The sequence below is a fragment of the Paenibacillus sp. J22FR5 genome, from assembly GCF_059691975.1.
The window spans coordinates 253918-278166 of the sequence record NZ_JCAUAN010000002.1; the positions used below are offsets into that span (position 1 = coordinate 253918).

Genomic DNA, 24249 nt, shown 5'->3' on the forward strand with positions numbered 1-24249 from the left:
AGTAATATGAACATAGATGATGCCGGCGCTTCTGCAGTACTTGCGAAGCTATCAGAGGCTGGGTATGAAGCTTATCTGGTCGGCGGCTGTGTGCGAGATGCTGTACTCAGTCGGCCCATTAAAGATATTGACATCGCGACTTCAGCGCTCCCTGAGCAAGTTATTCAGAATTTCCAACGTACAGTGCCAACGGGTCTTCAACATGGCACAGTGACCGTTCTGATGGCTCAGGGAACCTATGAGGTGACAACCTTTCGCAAGGAGGCAGCGTATGAGGGTTTCCGCCGACCTGCCTCTGTTGAATATATCTCGGATTTGACCGAGGATTTGAAACGGCGCGACTTCACCATGAATGCTATGGCCTTGGATGGGGCAGGCGTGCTGCAGGATCCTTTTGGTGGGCAGCAGGATCTGGCCGCGGGAATCCTCCGCTGTGTTGGCGTAGCGGAGGAACGGTTCGGCGAAGATGCCTTGCGTATGCTTCGCTGTATTCGTTTCGCCTCGACCTACGGTCTCGAGATCGAGGCTAGCACTTGGCAAGCGCTGCTGGCGAATGCGCCATTGCTGCGCCACATCGCGATGGAGCGCGTGCGCAGCGAGCTGCAGCGTATGGTTGAAGGCCCAGCCCCTGCGCGGGCTGTGCGGCTACTGCTGGCGAGCGGCCTCCTGGCCTACCTCAAAAAGCAGCTTCCGCTGCCTTTTGAGGCTTGGCTCGCCTGGGACGACGCGCTAGACGCGGTGAGCGCGCTGGACGAGCAGCATGACCGCTGGGCCATGCTGTTGATGCTCCTGGAGGTGCCAGCGGACACAGTCCGCGCGGCGCTCCAGGAGCTGACCTTCTCCCGCGCTGATTGCGCAGCGGTCGCGGAAGTGCTAGCCCTGCGCGACGCTATCGCCGCGCAGGTAAGTACGGCAGACCCGGCTCCGCTGGAGCGGGTCTGGAAGCTTGGCGCGGTGCGCCGCGGCGAAGCCGCAGCCCGCGCGTTATTGCGGCTGCTGCGCGAGCTGCCGATGGCCACAGGGAAGCGCGGCGAGTTGGCGCGCTTCTTGGTTTCCACTGCGCCGGAGCTGCTGCGGCGCGGTGAGTCGTGGCTGAAGGAGGTTCCCTGCTTCAGCCTGAAGGAACTCGCCATATCCGGCAATGATATGGCAGAGGCACTGGACCGGCAGCCGGGCCCATGGATGGGAGGGCTGCTGCAGGAGCTGCTCGAGCGGGCCGCGCTCGGGGAAATCTCGAATGAGCGCGAGGCTCTTATCAACGCCGCGCAGGCTGCGAAGTAGCAGCGCTGTGCGGCTTTTCTTTTAACCTCGCGCGGGTTGATAGTTTTAGTTCGCCCTATAGATCAAATTAAAAGATTGTGAGTGAATTCGTATGAATGAACGAATTTTAGAATTGTTTGAGGAAGCTGCGGAAACGTATGTGTCGGGTGCTGAGATCAGTCGTCGTCTTAACGTGAGCCGCACGGCGATATGGAAGCACATCGAGGAACTGCGAGCGGAGGGTTATGAATTCGAGGCTGCCCCGCGCAAGGGTTATCGTTTGCTTAGCAAGCCAGCGAAATGGCAAGTTAGCGAGCTCATGAAAGACATGAATACGAAGGTGCTTGGCCAAAAGGTACATATTTATGACGAAGTGGACTCCACTCAGACCATTGCGCATAAGCTAATTGCCTCAGGGGCGACTGAAGGGACGATCGTGCTTGCTGAGAGGCAGACGGCAGGGAGGGGCCGAATGGGCCGCAACTGGTATTCTCCAGCGGGTAAAGGGATATGGATGAGTCTCATCCTGATGCCACGGATTCCGGTTTATTTCATGCCACAACTTACGCTGCTGTGCGCGGTTGCACTATGCCGATCGATCCAGAAAGTTTGTCAGGTCGATGTTGGCATTAAGTGGCCGAATGATTTATTGATTCATGGGAAGAAGGTAAGCGGCATTTTGCTGGAGAGCAGCGGCGAGGATGAACGCCTTAAATATGTCATTGCTGGGATTGGCATTAGCGTGAATTTGCAGGTGGAGGACTATCCGGAGGAGCTCCGTTCCATTGCAACTTCCCTAGCTATTGAGTCTGGCGGTGAGGTATCTCGAGAAGGTTTGGTACAAGCATTTCTTATGGAATTTGAGAACATGTATGCCCTCTACTTGGAGAAGGGCTTTGCCCCGATTCGCTTACTTTGGGAAGCTTTGAGTGTGACGTTGAAACGGCCGATCCGTACACAATCTCCATCAGGATTGATAGAGGGAATCGCAGATTCTTTAGATGATACAGGGGCGTTGACGGTGATTACACCAACAGGTGAGCGGATTAAAATATACTCTGGGGATATCGAGCTTAAGTAATGGGAGATAAAGGGTATCCTCCAGAAGCAAGTTTTGGTATAATAGAAGCATAAGGCGGTATCCTTATAGGAACTGCACTTGTAAGTTGATCTTGTAAATCGTTGTGTTGCATGAATTCATTCATGCACTGTCGGTTCTACCTACGACAAAGGAATAACCCCTGAACAAGATGTTGGATTCTGCTCTGAGCCTTATAGGACCGAGACAGAGGGATCATTGATTCTTTCTGCGTGCGTTCCTTTTAGCTCTTAGCTAAAAGGTTTTTTATTTTATATGAGGAAGCTGGGATTACTGTGGAACAACGTAAGGCGCTAACGACAGCAAAGATGAGAAAAATGAAACAAGATGGCGTACCGATTACGATGGTGACGGCCTACGATTATCCCTCAGCACGTTTGTCGGAGGAAGCCGGCATTGATGTCATTCTAGTTGGAGATTCACTTGGGAATGTTGTGCTCGGTTATGATTCGACGTTGCCTGTAACTTTGGATGATATGGTGTATCACACACGTGCTGCAGTGCGCGGGGCCGCGAATACATTTGTCGTCGCTGATATGCCATTCTTAACCTACCACGGCAGCTTGGATGCTACTTTGCAAGGCGTAGGACGTTTGATGCGTGAGGGCGGGGCTAAAGCGGTTAAATTAGAAGGTGGAGCAGAGATCGCAGCTACTGTCAAAGCGATTACGGATGCAGGCGTGCCTGTCGTTGGTCATTTGGGTTTAACGCCGCAGTCGGTTCACCAATTGGGTGGCTTTCGCGTGCAAGGACGCAGTTCGGATCAAGCTAAGAAGTTATTAAGTGATGCTAAAGCCATTGAAGAGGCTGGCGCTTTTGCGGTTGTACTGGAGCTCGTAACCGATGAATTGGCGGCTTGGATCACGAAGCAGCTTTCGATTCCTACGATAGGTATAGGGTCTGGCGTACATTGTGATGGGCAAGTACTCGTGTATCATGATCTGTTGCAGTATGGTTCTGACAGTGCTCCCAGAAAGTTTGTTAAAGCCTATGCAAATATCGGGGAAACTATCCGTGTAGGTATTGGCGAGTATGTAAAAGAAGTGAAGGCGCGGACATTCCCGGCGCAAAAAAATACATTTCATATGGACAACGATGTTGTTCAATATCTCTACGGCGATAAGGAGTGATTGCCATGGAAGCGATCCACACAATGGAAGTGGTTCATACAATTGCTGATTTGCGTTCGCGGATTGGAGCGTACCGTCGTAAAAGTGAGCAATCCGTAGGTTTTGTGCCTACGATGGGCTTTTTACATGAAGGTCACGCTAGCTTGCTCAAAAAAGCACGATCCCAGAGCGGTTTGGTAGTGTTGAGTATTTTTGTAAATCCTTTGCAGTTCGGTCCTGGTGAGGATTTTGAACGTTATCCGCGCAATACGGAGCGGGACTTAGCGGTAGCAGAAGCCGCGGGCGTGGATCTCGTATTCATGCCATCGGTTAGTGAAATGTACCCATCATCTAATAGGACAACAGTCAGTGTTTCAGAAGTGACGACTAGACTATGTGGGGCTTCCAGACCTGGTCATTTTGATGGCGTTGCGACCGTTGTGAGCAAGCTGTTTCATATTGTTCAGCCGGATCAAGCCTTTTTTGGCTTGAAGGATGCCCAGCAGGTTGCAGTCATTGAGCAGATGGTGCAGGATTTAAATCTTGCCGTAGAGATCGTTCCATGTCCTACCTTAAGAGAAGCAGATGGACTTGCGATGAGCTCAAGGAACGTTTATCTTTCGGCAGAAGAGCGTAAGCAAGCGTTAGTGCTGTCGCAGTCGTTAGAGAAAGCGAAAGAGTTCGTCCTAAGCAAGTCAGCAACATCTTTTACTGCACAAGAACTGCAAAGTCTTGTCAGCTTGCATATTCAAACGGCGCCCTTAGCTGTTATCGATTATGTTGAAGTATTGACTTACCCAACTTTAGAGCCTTTTGACCATAGCCATACTACATCTTCTCTTATTATTGCCTTGGCTGTTAAGTTCGGGAAAACACGTTTAATTGATAATCTTATTCTACAAGTCAGGAAGTGACGTCTTATGTTTCGCACAATGATGAAAGCCAAGATTCACCGCGCCACAGTAACGGAGGCGAATTTAAACTATATCGGCAGTATCACCATTGATGAGGATTTGATTGATCTCGTCGATATGCTGCCCAATGAGAAAGTACAAATCTTAAACAACAACAATGGTGCACGTCTTGAAACGTACATTATTCCAGGGCCGCGGGGCTCTGGTGTTGTTTGTTTGAACGGTGCGGCAGCTAGGCTTGTCCAAACTGGTGATACGATTATCATCGTTTCTTATACCATGATGAGTGACGAAGAAGCCAAAAAACATCATCCAACGATTGCCTTTATGGGTGCGAACAATAAAGTAGCCCAGCTCTTGAAAGAAGAGGAACATTCGACTGTTCTGTAAGCGCGAAGACTCAACATGTCATGCATGAAATCGGCTTTGTTTACAAAGAATGAGGGTAAGCTTTCGAAGCAAAGGTGGGGATGCCAAATGTTTAAGCATTTATTTTCCACAATGAATGAGGTTTTAGAAGAAATCCAGAAGGAATATCCGAACAGTGATGTAGAGAAAAAAGCGGAGCTCGATGAACAACTACAAGTACTGAAAACGATGAGTGATGAATTCATCGAGGCTTGGCTGCTTTTTGAGGAGAAGCTGGGAAAGTTTTATGGGGCGGTGCCGGTCCTCAGTACCAAAACTTTACATGAGGAACTAATGGAGCTCGATGTGTCCGGCAAGCAAACGGAAGAATTCATGCGTGGACAAGGGTATTATAAGCTATACATGTATGATCAGGCGATCAAAGAATTTGAGGTGCTGATTCAAAGGCAGCCGGATTTCTTGTTAGCTCGGGTTTACTTAGCGATGGGTCATTTGCGGAAAGGGGAGTTTGGCGATGCCTATCAACATTTCAAATTCCTCCTCCCATTGACGGAGAATACGAAGATGAAAGCTATCTCCTATAACGCAATGGGCTGTATTCAAGTGCAAAATCAGAACCTGGAGAAGGCTTTCGAATATTTTCAAAAAGCGTATCATACCGACCCTACTTGTATGGAGCCACTCATCAATCTTGATGAATCCTGACCCGGAACGGCAAAACAAGGTATTCCCTTTTCCTAATCAGATTTGGTATGCTAGGAGAAGTGCAGGACGAAGGGATTGAAGATAGACATTATGAAATTTGCAGTCTTGGATTTTGAAACGACAGGAAGTCAGCCTGGGGACGAAATTATACAGGTTGGACTCGTCATTATAGATCAATTTGAAATAACAGACAGGTATACTTCTCTGGTGAACCCAGGGATAAGTATACCTTCTTCGATTATAACCTTAACGGGAATCACGAATGAGATGGTTGCTGATGCGCCGTCACTTGATCAGGTGATGTCAGACATGTTCCCGCTGTTGTTTGACTGTGTGCTCGTCGCGCATCAAGCTGCTTTTGACTTGTCTTTTCTACAACGGGGCCTTACGAGAACGGGATATCCGCCATTCTCAGGACGCGTATTAGACACGATGGATATGCTGCGGATCTTATTTCCGTCCATATCCAGTCTCCAGCTGAGCATGGTAGCCGCATTGTTCGGCATTGACCATGAGAGACCACACCAAGCAGACAGTGATGCAGAAGTCACGGCCTTGATTTGGATCCATTGCTTGGATCGCTTATTGGGTCTTCCTCTCTTAACGGTGCAAAGACTGAACAACATTTTCGAAAACGTTAACACAGACCTAGGGTGGTTCCTCGACGAGATTTGTGTATATAAAGAGTCAGTGACAAGTGTTGATATGGATACGAATCGTTACTTCCGCCAATTTACCTTGAATGTGGCGGATTGGGGCGAGGATGAGGAGCTGCGCTCAGAATTCGAAGTGACTGGGGCGCTCGGATCATCTTTTCAAGCGTTTCAGCAGGGATTGAAGTCCGCTCTGCAGCAGCGTTTTGAGGTGTACGAGGATCGGGAATCTCAGGATCAAATGATTCTGGAAGTGGAAAAGTCCCTTGAGTCCGATCAGCATTTGATGATCGAAGCAGGAACGGGTACAGGGAAATCACTAGGATACTTGATCCCATCGATTTATTATGGCCTGAAGTATGAGAAGAAAGTGGTCGTTTCCACGCATACGATTAATTTGCAGGAGCAGCTTCGTGAGCGAGATATTCCTTTATTAAAAGAAATCTTTCCTGTGCCTTTCAAAGCGGCAGTCCTCAAGGGGAGAAGTCACTACCTGTGCTTGCGTAAATTCGAGACGAAGCTGACAACGCGGGATTACGAGAATGGCAGAGAAGACCCGATTACCGCGGCGCAAATGGTTGTCTGGCTGAGTGAAACGGAGCATGGGGACGAAGAAGAATTACACTTTGGTAACAAAGGGGCCCAATTCTGGTATACCGTTGCGAGTGATACAGATTCATGCTTAAATCGCATGTGCCCGTGGTATAAGAAGTGCTTCTATCACCGCGCGCGTAATGATGCCAACACGGCCGATGTGATCATCACGAACCATTCCCTCCTTTTTACGGATATGAAAGCGGAGAACCGCCTTCTACCTGCTTACAAGCACCTTGTGATTGACGAGGCACATCACTTTGAAGAAGTGGCGAGTAAACATCTTGGAATTGAACTTCACGCTTCGGCTTTTTATCATTCCTTATTATGGTTGTACAAGGATAATCGCAGCGGCCAGCTTCCAATGCTTCGTTTCCGATTACAGAAATCGGATGAAGCGCAAGAGCGTGTAGCGGGTTGGAGTCAAACAATTGATGGTTTATACCCGAAAATTATTTCAATCAAAGAGGACTGGGAACGTTTAAGCGAAGCCATGTACGAGTTAGTTTCTTCCGGAAGTGATCCGTCCCAGTCGGAAACTTCGCAATATGTGCTGCGCTTGAAGTCAGAAACTTTACCTTCAAATTGGCGAGAGTTGCTGATCATGGAGGATAACATTTATCTGAATGCGAATGAGCTCCTGCGAACATTGGATAAATTGCTGAATGAGCTAAAGGAACAGCAGGATGGACTCGGGGTTCAAGGGTTAGTCACCGATCTGAACGGCACAGTGAAAGAGCTGTATGCGCATCGAGATGCCTTGCATTTCTTTATGAAAATGGCAGATGAGGGCTATGTGTACTGGATCGAAGCCGGCACATATGCGAAGGCCAAGTCAGTCCAGCTTAATTCGGTACCAACGGATGTAAGCGGGTTGCTGCAGCAGCACTTCTTTGAAACGAAAGATAGTATCATCCTGACCTCAGCAACACTGTCTGTGAATAAATCGTTCCAATATTCGGCAGAGCAATTAGGATTAGCAATTCCGGAAGATGAAGAGTCTGGGAAGCTGAAAACTGTTCAATTACCATCTCCCTTTAATTATCGTGAGCAGGCGTTGGTTGTGATTCCGCGAGATTTCCCAACGATTAAAGGAGCGGGTGATCCCGTTTTTATTGAAGCACTCATCGCATCGCTTAGTGATGTAGCGCAGGTAACGAAGGGCCGAATGCTAGTCCTCTGCACATCGAATCGGATGCTGAAGCTTGTTCATGCAGGTATGAAGGAGAGACTGAGTCCTCATGGAATCACAGTGCTTGGACAGGGCGTTGACAGCGGCAATCGCAGTAAGCTGACCCGAATGTTCCAAGATAACAAGATGTGCGTCCTACTGGGCACCAGTTCGTTCTGGGAGGGAGTAGATATTCCAGGTGATGCGCTAAGCTGTCTCGCGATCATACGGCTACCATTCCAGCCGCCAAATCATCCTCTTGTGGAAGCCAAATGCGAGAATATCAAGAAGCGTAATGAGAATCCATTTATGAAATTCTCCGTACCACAGGCGGTTATTCGGTTTAAGCAAGGCTTCGGCAGACTTGTTCGGAGAGCGTCTGATAAAGGCATCGTGATCATCTATGATACGCGTGTTATTGAAACCTATTACGGGAAGCACTTCCTCTATTCGTTGCCTGGTCCTAAGATCGAGCACATGACGTGCGAACAAATGTTACCGAGGATTGAGCAATGGATGGGGGGAGCCTAGATTCGTGAAAACACAAAAAATTTCGGAAGCTGTTGTCCGTAGATTACCGATTTATTTACGTTATTTAAACGAGTTGCAAATGAATAATGTATCCACCGTTTCTTCTCAGGATTTAGGTCAGAAGTTGGATCTGAATCCTGCTCAGATTCGCAAGGATTTAGCTTATTTCGGAGAGTTTGGTAAAAAAGGAATCGGCTATGATATCAATTATTTGATTGAGAAGATTCGACAGATTCTTAAATTAGATCGCCATATCCAAGTTGCGCTCGTTGGTGCGGGGAATTTAGGAAGAGCCCTATGCAATTATAATACGTACTTACGAAATGATATGAAAATTGTGGCTCTTTTCGATGCAATGCCGTCCAAAACAGGAGAAGTTATTAATAACTTAGTTGTGCTTCCTATGGATAAAATGAAGTCCGTATTGTCCGAGCTGGGCGTACGGATTGGTATCATCACTGTGCCCGCGACGGAAGCTCAAAATGTTGCAAATGAATTCGTAGCTTGCGGAATAGAAGCCATTTTAAATTTTGCGCCAGTCATTATTAAGGTTCCCGCAGAGGTACGTGTGCATTATGCTGATTTTACGACAGAGCTTCAGAGCTTAGCTTATTATCTGGATTAGTAAGAAAAAGGCACGACCCGCGCAGCTTCAGCGGGTCGTGCCTTTGTTTTTAGAAAATAAGTCTGAATAGTACAAAGTAGATCGAGAACGCAAGTGCAATGCTAATCGGTATCGTAATTATCCAGGTGACAAGCATGCGTCCCACTGTGCCCCACTGGACTTCATGGAAACGCATAACGCTTCCTGTTCCAATAATCGCAGAGGAAATAACATGTGTTGTGGATAATGGTTTACCGACGAACGTTGAGAATTGAATAACGATGGATGACGTTAAATCAGCAGCGAAACCATTTATCGGCTCAATTTTTACGATTTTGCCTGAAACTGTTTTGATGATTCGCCATCCACCGATGGAGGTTCCAAGTCCCATAGCGAGTGCTGCAGCAATTTTAACCCAGATTGGTACATTCAAATCATCTTGTACACCCGCAGCCACAAGACCGAAGACGATGATTCCCATCGCTTTTTGGGCATCGTTACCACCATGGGAGTAGGAAAGCAGGGCAGCAGATAAAATTTGAAGCGAGCGAAACATCCGATTAAGCTTAGATCGTGATGTATTTCCTGACCAAATAACAATATATTTGATCAAAGTCATTATCAGATAGCCTAGAACGAATGCAACAATAGGCGATAAGATCAGGATAATGATGATTTGTGTAAAACCATTCCAATTCACGGCTCCCAAGCCAGATCCCGCGATAACTGCACCTGCCAATGAACCAAGCAGTGTATGTGAGGAAGAGGAGGGAATGGATAGATACCATGTCAGCAGGTTCCAAATGATAGCCGCAAGAAGTGCTGCGATGACAACCTCTACACCATTTTCGATCTTGGCTGGATTTGCAATACTGCCTCCCACGGTCTTGGCAACCTTAGAGGATACCATAGCTCCCACAAAATTAAGTGTAGCCGCCATGATAATTGCGACTCGCGGGCTTAATGCACGTGTAGAAATCGAAGTCGCAATCGCATTGGCTGTATCGTGAAATCCGTTGATGAAGTCGAATAGCAGGGCTAATACAACGATAACGATCAAATAAATTAACATGAATTCCTCCTAGCGTTTTCCAGTTGGAAAACTTTCTTCGTACACAGAGACATTTTGTGTCTTAGGAGTAACGAAGTACTACACTGTCTAGAATATTGGCAACATCTTCGCAAGCATCTGTCGTTTCTTCAAGGCGCTCATAGATCTCTTTAAGTTTAAAATCTTCGTAGATATCTTTACGCGTAATGAAAATTTGACGAATTCCTTCACGCATCAAGCGATCACCATCATTTTCTAATGCGTTTATAGCAACGGTGTGTTCCGGGATTTGCATATATTTTTTCTTAGCTAACAGCTTGAAGGCATCAAGCATATGCTGACAGGAATCTACAATTACAGCAGAGAATTCTTTCATATAGGAGTCCGTGTGGGAAACGCTCAAATAGTCGAAACGAGCAATCGTTGCTTCAATTCCGTCAGTGACATCATCCACCTTGGAAGCCAGAACCATAATATCTTCCCGATCAATCGGAGTGATAAATACTTTATTCAAACCTCTGAAGATGTCATGTGTAATGGAGTCGCCTGCATGCTCCAGATCATGAATCGCTTTGACATATTCAATTGGGGGTTTGTCACCCATCATGGCCGTGCGAAACAGTTGAGCTGTTTGCAAAGCGTTCTCTGCAGCACGAATAAGAAGTTGCAAGAAATCGACTTCGTTCTTTTTGGTGAATAACGTTGTCATAGAATCCTCCTAATTTTTACTATATGTACAAGTTTTTGAACGAATTTGTTAACCGACTATGACCAAATTGTAGAAAAAACTCACAATGTTTAAAATATCATACTCATTAGGGCTAAAGCAACGAAAATTCCGTGACATTTTACATTTTCTTTACATCTTTTCAATAGTGTTTAGCTTCCTTGATTTTACAAGCTACAAGATGTAAAGTTTATGGAGCAGTAACTGTTTATAGAATGAGCATAGAGAGGGTTTTTTAGTATGAAAAAAACATTAATTTCGAACGGTCTTTTTATTTCAATTAAGGAAGCTAAATCATCCATTAAGGGCTGCATGGTTATCGAGGGCAGTCAGATTACATATATTGGGGAAGAAATCCCAGAGCCCTTAGAAAACTATGATGAAGTGATCGACGGCACCAATAAGTTGTATATGCCCGGGCTTGTGAATACGCACGGTCATGCCGCAATGTCCCTCCTACGTGGGTATGGTGATGACTTGGCTCTGCAAATTTGGTTAGAAGAGAAAATGTGGCCAATGGAAGCGAAATTCACCTCGCAGGACGTGAAATGGGGAACACGTTTGTCGATTCTTGAAATGGTCAAAGGCGGCACAACAACTTTCGTTGATATGTATGACCATATGAATGAAGTTGCATTGGCTGTTGAGGATTCCGGTTTGCGCGGCGTCTTGACCCGCGGCGTGATTGGGCTTTGTCCTCCGGATGTACAAACAGCTAAGCTTAGAGAAGCAACTGAATTCGCAAAGAATTGGCATGGTAAAGCAAGTGGACGGATTACAACGATGATGTCACCCCATGCCCCATATACATGTCCTCCTGATTATATCGAACGCATTGTACAAGCTGCGCATGATCTTAATCTTCCGATTCATACACATATGTCAGAAACTAGACGTGAAGTTGAAGGAAATGTCGAGCAGTATGGAACTAGACCTGTGGCTCATTTAGAGAAGCTAGGCGTGTTTACCCGTCCGACGCTTGTCGCGCATGGTGTTCATTTGAATGATGAAGAAATTTCAATTCTCAAAAAATATGATGTACGTGTGTCACATAACCCAGGTAGTAATCTGAAGCTTGCCAGCGGTGTTGCGCGTTTACCAGAATTATTACGTGCTGGAGTCAAAGTTTCCTTAGGTACAGACGGTGCGGCATCCAACAATAATTTAGACATGTTTGAGGAAATGAGACTGGCTGCCCTTATTCATAAAGGAGTAACAGGCGATCCGCTAGCTGTTCCTGCGAAAGAAGCTTTATTGCTTGGTACGCGAATGGGAGCAGAATCCATCTGGTTAGAGGATGTCGGGTTACTGGAGCCGGGTATGAAAGCAGACTTCATTGCACTAGATATCGATCAACCCCATTTCTTGCCGAAGACGGATTTCGTCTCTCACATCGTTTACTCCGCTTGTGCGAAGGATGTCGTTGATGTCTGCGTAGATGGCAATTGGATCGTACGTAAAGGTGAATGTCTAACACTAGATGAAGAAAAAATTAAACGTGAATTCGAACAATGCTTTGATAAACTGAAAGGCTAATGCTTTGGCTAAGTAAGGTGTTTTGGGGAGGTGCGCGGCGTTCATGAATGCAAAGCGAACAATTACACTTGGCGTTTTTATTGTAGCAACGCTAGGTGTTGTGCTTAGCCGATTCTACCTCAATGTACAGAATGAACACTGGGATGAGAAGCGAGTAGCTGTCGAGAAAGCCTATGAGGGCAGTATGATGACGAAGGCCACGAAGGTAGATTTTTTCTATGGCGATGAGGCATTTCAGATTGTATATGGGGAAAATAAGTTAGGACAAAAGTTAATTGCTTGGGTTTCAGAGAAAGTGGTTCATACGGAAATGACGGAGGAAGCTTTCACGGAAGCGCAAGCCAAAGAGGCCGTTTTGAAAAAGGCGCCTGGCAGTCAAATTGAACGTGTTATGCCTGGCAAGCTTGGCAATGACTATGTGTGGGAAGTATTTTACAAGACGAATGATGCTAGAGGTACTCGTTATTTCTATGATTATTATACCTTCAAAGATGGTTCTTATCTCGATACGTATCGGCTCAGCCTTCATTAAGAAGGTTGAGCTTTTTTGTTTGAGGAAGTATTACACGGTGTTTCCACTGATTACATAAGGTAAGATGTATATGACAAGTGATATACTCATCGTATAGCTTTTGAGGCATAAAAATATATCTATACAGAAAGGTGGACGCCAATCCATGAAGATGAAGCTGCGCCTTTTACCTGTTATCTTGAGCGTGATTATTTCGGCCGGAGTACTTTTTGGAGGCTGGTTCGCTTATACAAGCTTTGCGATGGAAAATCCATTATCCAATAAAATTAGTGCGGTTACTGGTGTTACCAGCTCAACGATGAAGTTGTCTTCGAACCAAGTAGATATTGAATTGACTTTAAAACCAGATGCTAATTTACGAAATGTCGTTGAACAGATTAAAGAAGACGGTGCTTCCATTATTGGCAAGCGTACTGTGAATATATCAGTGAAAAATAATTCATCTGCACAGCTAGATCAGTGGTGGTCCAAAGCGTTATTTGAGGTGGCACAGGCTATGGAAACGAAGCATTATGCCGATATTCCAACAACGTTACAAAAATACGCAGATGGTGTACCCAACATGAAAGTCGATAGTGAAATGGATGAGCATAACGTGTACATTCGCCTAACAGATGGTGATGCGACGAAATTTATCATGCTGCCTAGAATCTCCCAGATCGGAGTGTGGCCGAATGAGTAAAATATATAAAGAAATTGGTATCGGATTTATTCCTGTTCTTCTCGTCTTTTTAGCTTTTCAAGGTGTGAACGTGATTCCAATTTTATTCGTAAGTGCACTCGGAGTATCGCTATTCTATATGATGAAAAGTCGCGGTGGCATTGGTGCCGCGGCAGGTGGTGGCGATCGAAAGAGCAAGAATCGGACGCCGTCCTTTTTGACTTTTGATGAAATTGGCGGGCAAGATCGTGCGAAGAAAGAATTGATGGAAGCTCTCGATTTTTTGATTAAACATGAGGAAATTAAAAAGCTAGGCATTCGTCCGCTAAAAGGATTGTTACTAACAGGTCCTCCTGGGACAGGGAAAACCTTGATGGCGAAAGCATCCGCGCATTATACGAACTCTGTTTATATGGCTGCATCAGGTAGTGAGTTTGTTGAGATGTACGTAGGTGTCGGAGCAAGTCGTGTCCGCGATTTGTTTAAAGAAGCTAGAGCTCGTGCTGTTAAAGAGGGCAAGGATAACGCGATTATTTTTATTGATGAGATTGATGTGATCGGCGGTAAAAGGGAAGGCGGACAACAGCGTGAGTATGACCAAACGTTGAATCAACTGTTAACCGAAATGGATGGCATTCATACGAATGATGCGCCGCGCATTCTTATTATTGCCGCAACGAACCGTAAGGAAATGTTGGATAGCGCATTATTGCGCCCAGGTCGATTTGATCGTCATATCGAGGTCGATCTGCCAGACAAGAAGGGGCGATTAGCCATTCTTCATATTCATGCTAAGAACAAACCGCTCGCTAAAGGTGTTTCGTTAGATATGACGGCTGAGCAAACCTTTGGCTTCTCAGGTGCTCAGCTTGAAGGTGTGCTTAACGAGGCGGCGATTTATGCCTTACGTGAAGATAAGCTAGCGATTGAGCAGCCTCATTTGGCCTCCGCGATCGATAAGGTTATGATGGGTGAACGAACAGATAAAGAGACAGCCAATGACGAGAAAGAACGTGTGGCCTACCACGAATTGGGCCATGCTATTATTGCAGAGCTTGTTCGTCCTGGCTCCGTATCCCAAGTTACAGTGAGCCCGCGCGGGAAAGCCTTAGGGTATGTGCGTCATAACCCGCCTCAGGATCATTACTTATACACGAAGGATTATATCGAGGAGCAGATTATGATTGCTCTGGGCGGTGCGGCAGCAGAAGAAATGATCTACGGAGGTCGCAGTACGGGCTCTCGTAACGATTTTGAACAATCACTATCCATGGTACGCAATATGATGGACTCTGGTCTTACCAGCTTAGGTATCATTGATCGTGAGATGGTCACAAAAGATCAGTTGATGAAAGAAAACGCAATGATTTTAGATAGTTTAATGCTGAAGACAAAAGCGATGTTAGAGGAGCAACGCAGTGTTTTTAACCATGCGTTTGCTATTCTGATGAAGGAAGAAGTCCTTTCAGGAGATACATTCCGTACCTTATTTGACGCTTCTGTGACACAAAGTGCATAATAATGACCGTTGGCCAATTAGGTCAACGGTTCTTGTCTTTACACTGTACACAAGCATACATATACTTATGGGGAAACCTTTTTTGATTCGATTGGGAAGCTGTATGGAAGAAGGAGAAACAAGCTATGATATTCAGAACAATTGGTGTAATCGGCGGAGGAACAATGGGTCAGGGTATCTCGGAAATGCTTGCAGCCCGGGGACTTGACGTGATCCTTGCTGAAAAAACAATTGAAAAGTTAGACCGTGCGATCGAGCAAATCACGGTTAGTTTAGATAAGCAAATTGAGCGATGGGCTTTGACGGAAGCGGAGAAGAAATCCATCCTTTCGAAAATCAAGCGAGCAGACTCCATTCAGGATATGGCTTCCTGTGAGCTTGTCATTGAAACAATTTCCGAAGATTTGAATGCGAAAAAGCATGTCTTCTTTCAACTCAATCAAATATGTACACCTCATATCATTCTAGCAACCAATACGTCCACACTTAGCGTTACGGAGATTGCTGCGATTACAACACATCCAGAGCGTGTGATAGGCTTACATTTTCTACATCCGGTTGCGAAGGTGAATCTTGTTGAAATTGTTCGCGCCATGAAAACGTCCGATGAGACGTATAACCATACCCGTCAGTTTGTTGATGATTTGCTCCTGAAAAAAAGCATTAAAGTAAATGAATCGCCTGGTTATATTACGACGCGATTGATTTGTACACTGATCAATGAGGCTCTTCACACTTTATCTGAAGGCGTTGCTTCCGCAGAAGATATTGATCAAGCGATGCGGATCGGCTATGACTTTAAGCATGGTCCGTTGGAAATGTGCGACCGTTTTGGACTCGATGCTGTATTAGCGGCATTGGAAGGTATGTTTCGTGAATACGGAGATATTAAATATCGTCCGTCATACCTGTTGAAACAAATGGTTCGTGCGGGGCATCTTGGGGCGAAGACTGGTGAAGGCTTCTTCCGCTACGATAAGGATGGTGACCGACTATAAATATTCTTGTGATAAATGCAGGCAGTTCGTCGGTGAAGTATCAGCTTTACAATATGGAACACGCGACTGTGCTAGCTAAAGGAAGAGTGGAACGGATTGGGATGGATTCAGCCATCCTAATGCATGAACCAACAGACAAACCAGATTATCATAAGGTGGATGAAATCCTTGAGCACACCACGGCTATCCGCAAGGTGCTAGATGTGCTTGTACATCCTGAGCATGGCGTGCTGACCGCCATCTCGCAGATCGACGCCGTCGGCCACCGTGTCGTGCACGGCGGTGAATCCTTCAAGAGCTCCGTCCTCGTCACAGACGAGGTGAAGAAAGAGATCCGGCGCCTCTTCGATTTGGCGCCGCTGCACAACCCCGCGCATATGCTCGGCATCTCCGCGGTGGAGGCCAACATGCCTGGCGTACCTCAGGCTGTCGTCTTCGACACCGCCTTCCATCAGTCGATGCCGGCGAAGGCCTACCTGTATCCGGTGCCCATGGCTCTCTACCGGAAGCACAAGGTGCGCCGCTACGGTTTCCACGGAACGTCGCACAAGTATGTGAGCGAGCGTGCCGCTGCCTTCCTAGGACGCCCGCTAGAGCAGCTGAAGCTCGTTACCTGTCACATTGGTAACGGAGCTTCCTGCGCCGCTGTATGGGGCGGTCAGTCGGTTGACACGAGCATGGGAATGACCCCGCTCGAAGGGCTGATGATGGGCACGCGCAGCGGCGATCTGGATCCGGCCATCGTGCCCTATGTGATGGGCAAGGAGGATTTGACGATCGGTGAGGTGAACTCCATGCTGAATAAGCATAGCGGTCTGCAGGCGATCTCTGGCATCTCGAGCGATATGCGGGAGATCGTGGAGGCGATGGGAGCGGGCGATAAGAACGCGATCTTGGCTTTTGAGATGTATGTGTATCGGATACGCAAATACATCGGGGCTTATGCTGCAGCGATGAACGGCGTCGATGCGATTGTGTTTACAGCAGGCGTAGGCGAGAATTCAGCGCATATGCGCCAAGCGGTCTGCGAAGGGTTGAGCTTTCTTGGTGTGGATTTTGATGGGGAAGCGAATTTGCAGGGAAGAGGAACGGAGAAACGGATTACAAAGCCAGGCTCAAGGGTTGAGGCGCTTGTGATTCCAACGAATGAGGAATGGGTCATCGCTCAGGATACGTATGGTCTCGTTCAATCGCTGGCCGATTGAGTTCTATCGAATCTTTCGTGGAAATAGTCAAGTAGTGTACAATAGAAGTGATCTACAGTTTCAGGGAGGAAGGATATATATGAAAAGCGCAATAGGTGAAGTTAAACATCATGTCGGCGAGTCAGTCACCATTGGCTGTTGGCTTAACAAGAAGCGTTCGAGTGGTAAAATTCAATTTTTGCAGCTTCGAGACGGTTCGGGATATATACAAGGTGTTGTGGTTAAAAGCGAAGTGAGTGAAGAAGTATGGGAAGCAGCTTCCAAGCTAACCCAAGAAAGCTCACTGTACATAACAGGAAAAGTCAAAGAAGACACGCGCAGTAAAGGCGGGTTCGAGTTAGACGTAACCGGTGTTGAAATCATTCAAGTTACTGAAGATTATCCAATTACACCGAAGGAGCATGGTGTCGATTTCCTGATGGACAATCGTCATCTATGGATTCGGAGCCCGCGTCAGCGTGCGGTTCTCGTCATTCGCGCTGAAATTATTAAAGCCGTTCAAGGATTTTTTAATGACCGCGGCTTTCATTTGGTGGACCCGCCGATCTTGACGCCATCCTCCTGTGAAGGCACCACCAATTTGTTCCACACCAAATATTTCGATGAAGATGCATTCCTAACACAAAGTGGACAGCTTTACATGGAAGCAGCAGCAATGGCGTTAGGCCGCGTATATTCCTTCGGACCAACCTTCCGTGCAGAGAAATCGAAGACACGTCGACATCTGATCGAGTTCTGGATGATCGAGCCGGAAATGGCATTCGTGGATCACACGGAAAACCTTGAGGTGCAAGAGCAGTTCGTATCGCATATCGTGCAAACGGTGCTTCAGAACTGTCAGGCAGAGCTGGAGACATTGGAACGAGATACATCGAAGCTGGAGAAAATCAAAGGCAGCTTCCCGCGTATTACGTATGATGAGGCTGTTGACTATTTGCAAAAGAACGGGCATGAATTCGCATGGGGCGAGGATTTCGGAGCACCGCATGAGACGGCGATTGCTGCTCAATATGAAACACCGGTATTCATCACGCACTGGCCTACTGAAATTAAGGCCTTCTACATGAAGCCAGATCCAAACCGTCCGGAAGTTGTGCTTTGTGCCGATATGATCGCGCCAGAGGGCTATGGCGAAATTATTGGGGGAAGTCAACGTATCGATGATCCCGAATTGATGGAGCAGCGGTTCAAGGAGCACGAGCTTTCCCAAGAGGCGTACCAATGGTACTTAGACCTTCGTAAATACGGCACTGTGCCGCATTCCGGCTTCGGGTTAGGCTTAGAGCGTACAGTTGCTTGGATTTGTGGCTTGGATCATGTACGTGAAACGATTCCGTTCCCACGTCTGTTATACCGTCTATACCCTTAAGTAGTGGCATTGTCCATGGGGAGAAAGGGGATCGACGCATGAGTACTCAAACGAATACACAGATGAAGATTGAAGCCATCCTGATGAATAGCTTTATGGAGGGGAGTGTCGCGGTGCCGAGTCTTTTGCTCAAGCATTACCGCGCGCTGCTCTTGAGTGAAGTTGACGTCATGACGCTCATCCATTTCATTTCTTTTGTTGAAAAAGAGAGGAATAACTTCCCGACACTGGATGAAATCCAGGATCGGATGTCAGCTTCACCTGATGTGGTCATCGCAAGTGTGCAGAAGCTGATTCGAGAGCAGTTTATCGCGATCGATGAGGAAACGCACGAAACAACAGGATTTCGAAGCGAGCAGTACAATCTGACGCCGCTCTATAAGAAATTAGCGAAAAGCGTCGCGGAGCAGCAGCTCAAAGAATTAGCCGAGGCGGCTCAAACGCAGGCGCCTGCAGATGATCGTGTGAAAAACATTTATACAACGATTGAAAATGAATTCGCTAGACCGTTGACACCAATGGAGCTGGAAACAATCAGCAATTGGTTAGACAAGGATATGTACAAGGAAGAGCTCATCATGACAGCTTTAAAAGAAGCGGTTTTTGCGGGGAAAGTGCATTTCCGCTATATTGATCGGATTTTGCTGGATTGGAGTCGCAACCGCGTTTCGACGGTAGATCAAGCCAAGGAATACTCGCAGCGCTTCCGACAGACGAGATAATAAGAAAAAACGTCCCATTCTTCACTCCAAAAGGGAGGGAGATTGGACGTTTTTTTGTTATATAGGAAATTATGAATATCTTAAGATTATGGATAAGTGCTCAGCGGTCAGCTGCAGCATAGAATTGCACGAAGAAATAGTTCTGGAGGAGAATCAGAGTTACTTCTGAAGTAAATGCGAACGGTACACATATTCGAATAAGAATTCGAACGCCTCTAGATGACGCTTCGCCTCAAACGCATTGGCGCCCCAAGCGTAGATCCCGTGCTTACGCAGAACGATGCCCGGAATACGGGGCACAATCGCGCCTTCTACAAGCTCAGCAATGCGTGGAATTGCCGCATAGTTCGGCAGGATCGGAATCTCAATTTGAGCTTCCTCGTCCCAAATGTTGAAGGCTTTGATCAGCTCAACGCCATCAACTGGAATGCTTCCACGCTCCCCGTACAACTCCGAAACTAAGTTATTGAAGATCGTATGCACGTGGAAAATGGCACCTGCGCCTGTTAAACGGTAAATTTCACTATGGATCAAAGTTTCCGCGGAAGGCTTCAAGCTCGTAGCTTCTGTTGGTAAGCCTTTTTCATTCACGAGTAGGAAATCTTCGGGAGTTTGGACGGATTTATCTCGACCGCTAGACGTGATAGCGAAGGTGAACGCGCTTGGCTCAAAACCGCCAACACGGACAGAAAGGTTGCCGCTTGTTGCTGGGAACCAACCTCGCGCCGCAAGATTAGCTTTGATATCACGTAAATCAGCGAATGCACGTTGTTTTTCTTCTAGTAAAATACTCATAGAACCGGTTCAGCCTCCAATTGCTTAATGATATCGAAGAACGTTTCGAAAGGGTGATACACATAGCCGAGTTGTTCACAACGGTCAATAAGATGTGATCTAGCAAAAATCGTATCAACCAGCTTGGCTCCTTCAAAGTCCGTAATGCTGTCTCCGATAATAATTCGCTCATATCGCTGAGGATCGTATGAGCGAATGATGCTTGTTTTGCACATGCCGCAATCCGTTTTACAATGGGCATCACACTTGTTTGGCCATAGGATTTCAATGGTTTCCCCATCAAACGAGCTAGCATTGCAATAAATATGATCCTCTGGAATTGGGAAAGCAGAAAGAAGCGGATAAATAAAGAAATCAATGCCACCGCTCGTAATCAAAAGTGTGACCCCTTGCTCCTTGCAATAGGAAACAAACTCAGTAAACCCATCACGAATGACAGCATTGTTGATGGCATATTCCACAATTTCAGCCTTACGTGACGTTGGCAGCAGGGCGAACATCGCTCCAACCCCTTCACGAATCGAGATTTGTTGTGTCACAATTTGCTCGACGATGCCTTCCCAACCTTCGGGATTGAAATGCTTCATAATCGCTACAATGTTATCGTTAACGGTGATTGTACCGTCAAAGTCACAAAAAACAATACGTTCCTTACTCATTCTTTAATCCCCCATGTGTCAATAGCTGACTGAAGCTCTGGATGTGTTTGGGCGTAATCGCGAAGTAGTTTTCCTTGTAAAGTCGCGTCAATCGCTTGACGGAAGGCTTGTCCGCCAGCAATCGTTCCCATCGGGTGACCATGAATACCGCCGCCAGCGTTAACAATGACATCTTGTCCAAAATCACGCAGGATAAGCGGAACGATACCAGGATGAATACCTGCGGACGGGACAGGGAAGCTTGGAGCTAATTTCAATTCTACATCAGACGGCGCCTGATAGGTGTAATCTTTACGTAAATCCTGCGTTAAAAGCACATGCTTAATGGCCAAATTCTCTTCCTTCGGCATCACAACGGAGCCGTATGGAGAAGGGAATAGCACCAAGTCGGCACCAGCAAGTCGCATAAGCTTGCCCAGTAGGACAGATGGTGAGATGCCGTAATGCGGCGATGGATATGTGGCACCAGCCAACGCAGGATGAGCCATGATTGGAATGTTAATGTCCGGATCCGCGCTTAATTCGTGCAGCACATCAAAGCCGTATGCCAGCACATTGAACAGTAATGCATTTGCGCCAGCCGCGATGGCTTTCTTCGCCTGTGATGCTAACTTCGACGTAGGTCCCGTTAAGTTGACCGCATAGAGCAGCTTTTGACCCGTCTCACGAGTAGCTTGCTCGGCTGCTTCGAGACAAATCGCGATACGCTTCTCCATCGGCGTCAACGGATTCTCGAATAAAATCTCGTCGTCTTTGATGAGATCGACACCACCAGCGGCTTGCAAGTAGAACTGCTCGCGAAGCGCTGGCAGCTCATACCCGACAACGGACTTGAAGATACTCATGAGCAGCGGACGGTCATGCACGCCTAACAGGTCTCGAACACCTTGCATCCCAAATTTCGGGCCAGGGAAGCCAGCGAGGAAATCGGATGAGAAGGCAAGGTCGATTAGCTTAATTTTGCCATCCATCGATAATTTGCCGAATACCGTAACTAAAAGAGCGGGAATATCCCGGCTGTAGTTGACTTCAGGATAAGCGATCGTGATATCCGCATAGCGGCCAGAAGCGGGCTCACCTGGAGCGGATTCGTGTACCTCAACGGAAACGACTTTGCCTAGATGCTTCTCCATAGAAGCTTTCTGTGCCTCAGGCAATTCCGTCCAGCTGCCAACGGTCAGACCGACCGCGATGCTTGTTGCTTTTTTATGGAAATCGGCTTTCTCATCGAAACTCCGATAGGTGGCTAAACAATAGGAACTCATACTCATGACGAACATTCACCTGCTTTAACTAGAATCAAAATAACGAATTAAACGATTTAGACAGATTTACCTACGGGACTAGATGAGGCAATTTGTTCGCCCATTTCCTTCGCTCGTGCAGCGGAGTGATAAACAGCTTGTGCAATGGCTTCGCTGAATTGGAAGCGATCCAAGGCCTCGATTGAAGCTTGTGTTGCACCATTAGGTGATGTAACCTTGCGGCGTAGCTCCGCAGGATCTTCTTTCGTATGCTGCACCATATGAGCTGCGCCAAGAAAGGTTTGAAGCGTTAGCTGCTTTGCATCTTCTTCGGATAGCCCGCCTTCGATACCCGCTTTAATTATCGCTTCCATGAAATAGTAGACATAAGCAGGTCCACTTCCGGAAACGCCTGTTAGTACTTCTAACTTATCTTCTTCTACGATTGTAACCGTTCCAACAGCTTCAAACATTTGGATAGCAAACTGCTTGAATGTATCATTAACCTTTGATGAGAAGCTCATTCCTGTTGCACCTAATCCGATGGTCGAGGAAGTATTAGGCATTGTGCGAACAATTGGCATGTTGGATTGGAGCAGCATTTCAGCTTTGGCGATGGACAAGCCGGCAATCACGGAAATGAGCAATTGACCCTCATGAAGAAGGGGCTGAAGTTCTGCGAAAGATGACTCCACATCCTTTGGCTTCATACAGAGAACGACAACATCTGCTTCTCGAATATACGTATCTTTCGTTGCCGGATCAGAAGTGGCTTGCAACCCATATTCCGAACGAAGAAAGGCCAGTCTGTCTTGATTGGAGCGATTCATCATATATATATGCTGTGGATTAGCGACTTCTGTCTGAATTAATCCGCGAACGATGGCTTCCGCCATAGAACCGGCGCCTACAAAGGCAATTTTCGCTTGAGATAAAAGTGTGGACATCGGGCATTCCTCCTTAAAATAGATGAGCTATTCGCGTATTTGTCCGCTTCCGTAGATGCGGTATTTCGTCGAAGTTAGAGCAGGTAGACCCATAGGGCCACGCGCGTGAAGCTTCTGGGTGGAGATGCCGATCTCCGCTCCGAATCCAAACTCAAAGCCATCAGTAAAGCGCGTCGACGCGTTATGGTACACCGCTGCAGCATCTACTTCCTGTAGGAATTTCTCGGCATTGGAAGCATTTTCTGTAACGATACATTCAGAATGCATGGTGCCATAGTCACGAATGTGAGCTAGCGCTTCATCTAAATCTTTGACGACTTTAATAGATAAAATATAATCCCCATATTCCGTACCCCAATCCGCTTGTTCAGCAACCAGCATGCTTGGAACGAGTTCTCGGGAACGTTCGTCGCCTCGCAGCTCTACATGTGCACCTTGGAACGCTTCTGCAATAGCAGCCAAATGTTTTTCGGCGATTGCTTCATGTACGAGTAAGGTTTCCATACTATTACAGACAGATGGGCGTTGCGCTTTGGCATTAATCCCGATGCGAACAGCCATATCGAGCTGTGCGCTTTGATCTATAAAAGTATGACATACCCCTGCGCCTGTTTCAATGACTGGGACAGAGGCGTTATTGACAACATTTTGAATAAGTGAGTGTCCGCCACGTGGGATCAGCACATCAATAAGTCCGTTCAGCTTGAGCATTTCATCTACAGAGCTGCGATCAGCACTAAGGATTAACTGCAGGGCATCTGCCGGGAGGGCCGAACGCTCTAGTGCTGTATGTAGAACCTCAACAATTTTCTCATTGGAAAATAGGGCTGAAGAACCACCACGCAGCACAACAGCGTTACCGGTTTTGAGACATAAGCCTGCGGCATCGACCGTAACATTCGGTCTTGCCTCATAAATAATGCCGATGACACCTAGTGGCACACGGATTTTGCGAATCCGCAAACCATTAGGACGGTCAAAAGACTCGAGCATATCCCCAATTGGATCTGGAAGCTCAGCAATTTGGCGTAAGCCTTCGGCCATAGCTGCAATACGTGATTCATTCAAAGCTAATCGGTCGAGCAGTGACGCGCTGGTACCCAATTCTCTGCCACGCTGCAAATCCTTGGCATTCGCTTCTATAATCGCATGCTGCTCTGTAATTAAAGCATCTGCCATAAGAAGCAGAGCGGCATTTTTCTGTTCCGTTGTAAGATTACCCATCAATTGGGCTGCATGCTTGGCAAGTTTGGATTTTTGAATAACTTCACTCAT

Annotated in this window: 23 protein-coding genes; 16 read left to right on the forward strand and 7 right to left on the reverse strand. The window is 46.8% G+C overall.

Annotation, left to right across the window (positions count from 1 at the left end; translation table 11 throughout):
- Window positions 1–6 precede the first annotated feature (6 nt).
- From AC58P7_RS04505 to AC58P7_RS04540, 8 genes are all read left to right on the forward strand, one after another.
- Entirely contained in the window at window positions 7–1281 is a 1275-nt protein-coding gene (locus AC58P7_RS04505) for a CCA tRNA nucleotidyltransferase (protein WP_497340261.1), read from the forward strand.
- 85 nt (window positions 1282–1366) lie between these two features.
- On the forward strand, window positions 1367–2341 hold the full coding sequence (locus AC58P7_RS04510) for a biotin--[acetyl-CoA-carboxylase] ligase (protein ID WP_497340895.1): 975 nt from the start codon (window positions 1367–1369) through the stop codon (window positions 2339–2341).
- 293 nt (window positions 2342–2634) lie between these two features.
- Window positions 2635–3489 (forward strand): 3-methyl-2-oxobutanoate hydroxymethyltransferase, encoded by an 855-nt coding sequence (gene panB, locus AC58P7_RS04515; protein ID WP_497340263.1) that lies wholly within the window; start codon window positions 2635–2637, stop codon window positions 3487–3489.
- A 23-nt stretch (window positions 3490–3512) separates the two neighbouring features.
- Window positions 3513–4382: a pantoate--beta-alanine ligase gene (panC, locus tag AC58P7_RS04520; RefSeq protein ID WP_497340897.1), complete on the forward strand. Its 870-nt coding sequence runs from the start codon at window positions 3513–3515 to the stop codon at window positions 4380–4382.
- 6 nt (window positions 4383–4388) lie between these two features.
- A complete protein-coding gene (gene panD, locus AC58P7_RS04525) occupies window positions 4389–4772 on the forward strand; it encodes an aspartate 1-decarboxylase (RefSeq protein ID WP_497340265.1) in 384 nt (127 codons plus the stop codon).
- 87 nt (window positions 4773–4859) lie between these two features.
- Entirely contained in the window at window positions 4860–5456 is a 597-nt protein-coding gene (locus tag AC58P7_RS04530; protein ID WP_497340267.1) for a tetratricopeptide repeat protein, read from the forward strand.
- Window positions 5457–5546: 90 nt separating this feature from the next.
- A complete protein-coding gene (gene dinG, locus AC58P7_RS04535; RefSeq protein ID WP_497340268.1) occupies window positions 5547–8405 on the forward strand; it encodes an ATP-dependent DNA helicase DinG in 2859 nt (952 codons plus the stop codon).
- Window positions 8406–8409: 4 nt separating this feature from the next.
- Window positions 8410–9030, forward strand: a complete 621-nt coding sequence (locus AC58P7_RS04540) for a redox-sensing transcriptional repressor Rex (protein WP_497340270.1) — start codon at window positions 8410–8412, stop codon at window positions 9028–9030.
- 49 nt (window positions 9031–9079) lie between these two features.
- Here AC58P7_RS04540 and AC58P7_RS04545 read toward each other — a convergent pair whose 3' ends face one another.
- Together AC58P7_RS04545 and AC58P7_RS04550 are read right to left on the reverse strand one after the other, a co-directional pair.
- The gene (locus AC58P7_RS04545; RefSeq protein ID WP_497340272.1) at window positions 9080–10081 is read right to left on the reverse strand and encodes an inorganic phosphate transporter; all 1002 of its coding nucleotides are present in this window, start codon (window positions 10079–10081) and stop codon (window positions 9080–9082) included.
- Window positions 10082–10142: 61 nt separating this feature from the next.
- Window positions 10143–10769: a DUF47 domain-containing protein gene (locus AC58P7_RS04550; protein WP_497340274.1), complete on the reverse strand. Its 627-nt coding sequence runs from the start codon at window positions 10767–10769 to the stop codon at window positions 10143–10145.
- A 258-nt stretch (window positions 10770–11027) separates the two neighbouring features.
- On the opposite strand from AC58P7_RS04550, the gene AC58P7_RS04555 reads away from it, so the two are divergent.
- From AC58P7_RS04555 to AC58P7_RS04590, 8 genes are all read left to right on the forward strand, one after another.
- Entirely contained in the window at window positions 11028–12323 is a 1296-nt protein-coding gene (locus AC58P7_RS04555) for an amidohydrolase (RefSeq protein WP_497340276.1), read from the forward strand.
- 43 nt (window positions 12324–12366) lie between these two features.
- On the forward strand, window positions 12367–12855 hold the full coding sequence (locus AC58P7_RS04560; protein WP_497340278.1) for a cell wall elongation regulator TseB-like domain-containing protein: 489 nt from the start codon (window positions 12367–12369) through the stop codon (window positions 12853–12855).
- A 145-nt stretch (window positions 12856–13000) separates the two neighbouring features.
- A complete protein-coding gene (locus tag AC58P7_RS04565; protein WP_497340280.1) occupies window positions 13001–13537 on the forward strand; it encodes a hypothetical protein in 537 nt (178 codons plus the stop codon).
- Window positions 13530–15035 (forward strand): AAA family ATPase, encoded by a 1506-nt coding sequence (locus AC58P7_RS04570; protein ID WP_497340282.1) that lies wholly within the window; start codon window positions 13530–13532, stop codon window positions 15033–15035. The genes AC58P7_RS04565 and AC58P7_RS04570 overlap by 8 nt, the downstream gene beginning before the upstream one ends.
- Window positions 15036–15160: 125 nt before the next feature.
- A complete protein-coding gene (locus tag AC58P7_RS04575; protein ID WP_497340284.1) occupies window positions 15161–16033 on the forward strand; it encodes a 3-hydroxyacyl-CoA dehydrogenase family protein in 873 nt (290 codons plus the stop codon).
- Window positions 16030–17238 (forward strand): acetate kinase, encoded by a 1209-nt coding sequence (locus tag AC58P7_RS04580; protein ID WP_497340899.1) that lies wholly within the window; start codon window positions 16030–16032, stop codon window positions 17236–17238. The genes AC58P7_RS04575 and AC58P7_RS04580 overlap by 4 nt, the downstream gene beginning before the upstream one ends.
- Before the next feature lie 79 nt (window positions 17239–17317).
- The gene (asnS, locus tag AC58P7_RS04585; RefSeq protein ID WP_497340286.1) at window positions 17318–18607 is read left to right on the forward strand and encodes an asparagine--tRNA ligase; all 1290 of its coding nucleotides are present in this window, start codon (window positions 17318–17320) and stop codon (window positions 18605–18607) included.
- A 38-nt stretch (window positions 18608–18645) separates the two neighbouring features.
- On the forward strand, window positions 18646–19329 hold the full coding sequence (locus AC58P7_RS04590) for a DnaD domain-containing protein (protein WP_497340288.1): 684 nt from the start codon (window positions 18646–18648) through the stop codon (window positions 19327–19329).
- A gap of 159 nt (window positions 19330–19488) precedes the next feature.
- Here the strand turns inward: AC58P7_RS04590 and mtnB are convergent, their stop codons facing one another.
- From mtnB to AC58P7_RS04615, 5 genes are read right to left on the reverse strand one after another with little or no spacing between them, the layout of a single operon-like run.
- On the reverse strand, window positions 19489–20124 hold the full coding sequence (mtnB, locus tag AC58P7_RS04595; RefSeq protein ID WP_497340290.1) for a methylthioribulose 1-phosphate dehydratase: 636 nt from the start codon (window positions 20122–20124) through the stop codon (window positions 19489–19491).
- The gene (locus AC58P7_RS04600; RefSeq protein WP_497340292.1) at window positions 20121–20783 is read right to left on the reverse strand and encodes a 2-hydroxy-3-keto-5-methylthiopentenyl-1-phosphate phosphatase; all 663 of its coding nucleotides are present in this window, start codon (window positions 20781–20783) and stop codon (window positions 20121–20123) included. Before AC58P7_RS04600 ends, mtnB begins: the two co-directional genes overlap by 4 nt.
- Complete coding sequence (locus tag AC58P7_RS04605; protein ID WP_497340901.1) at window positions 20780–22048, reverse strand: 2,3-diketo-5-methylthiopentyl-1-phosphate enolase; 1269 nt, start codon at window positions 22046–22048, stop codon at window positions 20780–20782. The genes AC58P7_RS04600 and AC58P7_RS04605 overlap by 4 nt, the downstream gene beginning before the upstream one ends.
- A 56-nt stretch (window positions 22049–22104) precedes the next feature.
- Complete coding sequence (proC, locus tag AC58P7_RS04610) at window positions 22105–22974, reverse strand: pyrroline-5-carboxylate reductase (RefSeq protein ID WP_497340294.1); 870 nt, start codon at window positions 22972–22974, stop codon at window positions 22105–22107.
- Window positions 22975–23001: 27 nt separating this feature from the next.
- On the reverse strand, window positions 23002–24249 hold the full coding sequence (locus AC58P7_RS04615) for a glutamate-5-semialdehyde dehydrogenase (RefSeq protein WP_497340296.1): 1248 nt from the start codon (window positions 24247–24249) through the stop codon (window positions 23002–23004).

Coding starts and splice junctions, on each gene's coding strand:
- AC58P7_RS04605 (WP_497340901.1), bottom strand. CDS start 22,048: ATGAGTTCCTATTGTTTAGCCACCTATCGGAGTTTCGATGAGAAAGCC.
- AC58P7_RS04600 (WP_497340292.1), bottom strand. CDS start 20,783: ATGAGTAAGGAACGTATTGTTTTTTGTGACTTTGACGGTACAATCACC.
- dinG (WP_497340268.1), top strand. CDS start 5,547: ATGAAATTTGCAGTCTTGGATTTTGAAACGACAGGAAGTCAGCCTGGG.
- proC (WP_497340294.1), bottom strand. CDS start 22,974: ATGTCCACACTTTTATCTCAAGCGAAAATTGCCTTTGTAGGCGCCGGT.
- AC58P7_RS04545 (WP_497340272.1), bottom strand. CDS start 10,081: ATGTTAATTTATTTGATCGTTATCGTTGTATTAGCCCTGCTATTCGAC.
- mtnB (WP_497340290.1), bottom strand. CDS start 20,124: ATGAGTATTTTACTAGAAGAAAAACAACGTGCATTCGCTGATTTACGT.
- AC58P7_RS04550 (WP_497340274.1), bottom strand. CDS start 10,769: ATGACAACGTTATTCACCAAAAAGAACGAAGTCGATTTCTTGCAACTT.
- AC58P7_RS04565 (WP_497340280.1), top strand. CDS start 13,001: ATGAAGATGAAGCTGCGCCTTTTACCTGTTATCTTGAGCGTGATTATT.
- AC58P7_RS04555 (WP_497340276.1), top strand. CDS start 11,028: ATGAAAAAAACATTAATTTCGAACGGTCTTTTTATTTCAATTAAGGAA.
- AC58P7_RS04560 (WP_497340278.1), top strand. CDS start 12,367: ATGAATGCAAAGCGAACAATTACACTTGGCGTTTTTATTGTAGCAACG.
- AC58P7_RS04575 (WP_497340284.1), top strand. CDS start 15,161: ATGATATTCAGAACAATTGGTGTAATCGGCGGAGGAACAATGGGTCAG.
- asnS (WP_497340286.1), top strand. CDS start 17,318: ATGAAAAGCGCAATAGGTGAAGTTAAACATCATGTCGGCGAGTCAGTC.
- AC58P7_RS04570 (WP_497340282.1), top strand. CDS start 13,530: ATGAGTAAAATATATAAAGAAATTGGTATCGGATTTATTCCTGTTCTT.
- panC (WP_497340897.1), top strand. CDS start 3,513: ATGGAAGTGGTTCATACAATTGCTGATTTGCGTTCGCGGATTGGAGCG.
- AC58P7_RS04590 (WP_497340288.1), top strand. CDS start 18,646: ATGAGTACTCAAACGAATACACAGATGAAGATTGAAGCCATCCTGATG.
- panD (WP_497340265.1), top strand. CDS start 4,389: ATGTTTCGCACAATGATGAAAGCCAAGATTCACCGCGCCACAGTAACG.
- AC58P7_RS04615 (WP_497340296.1), bottom strand. CDS start 24,249: ATGAGTGAAGTTATTCAAAAATCCAAACTTGCCAAGCATGCAGCCCAA.
- AC58P7_RS04530 (WP_497340267.1), top strand. CDS start 4,860: ATGTTTAAGCATTTATTTTCCACAATGAATGAGGTTTTAGAAGAAATC.
- AC58P7_RS04505 (WP_497340261.1), top strand. CDS start 7: ATGAACATAGATGATGCCGGCGCTTCTGCAGTACTTGCGAAGCTATCA.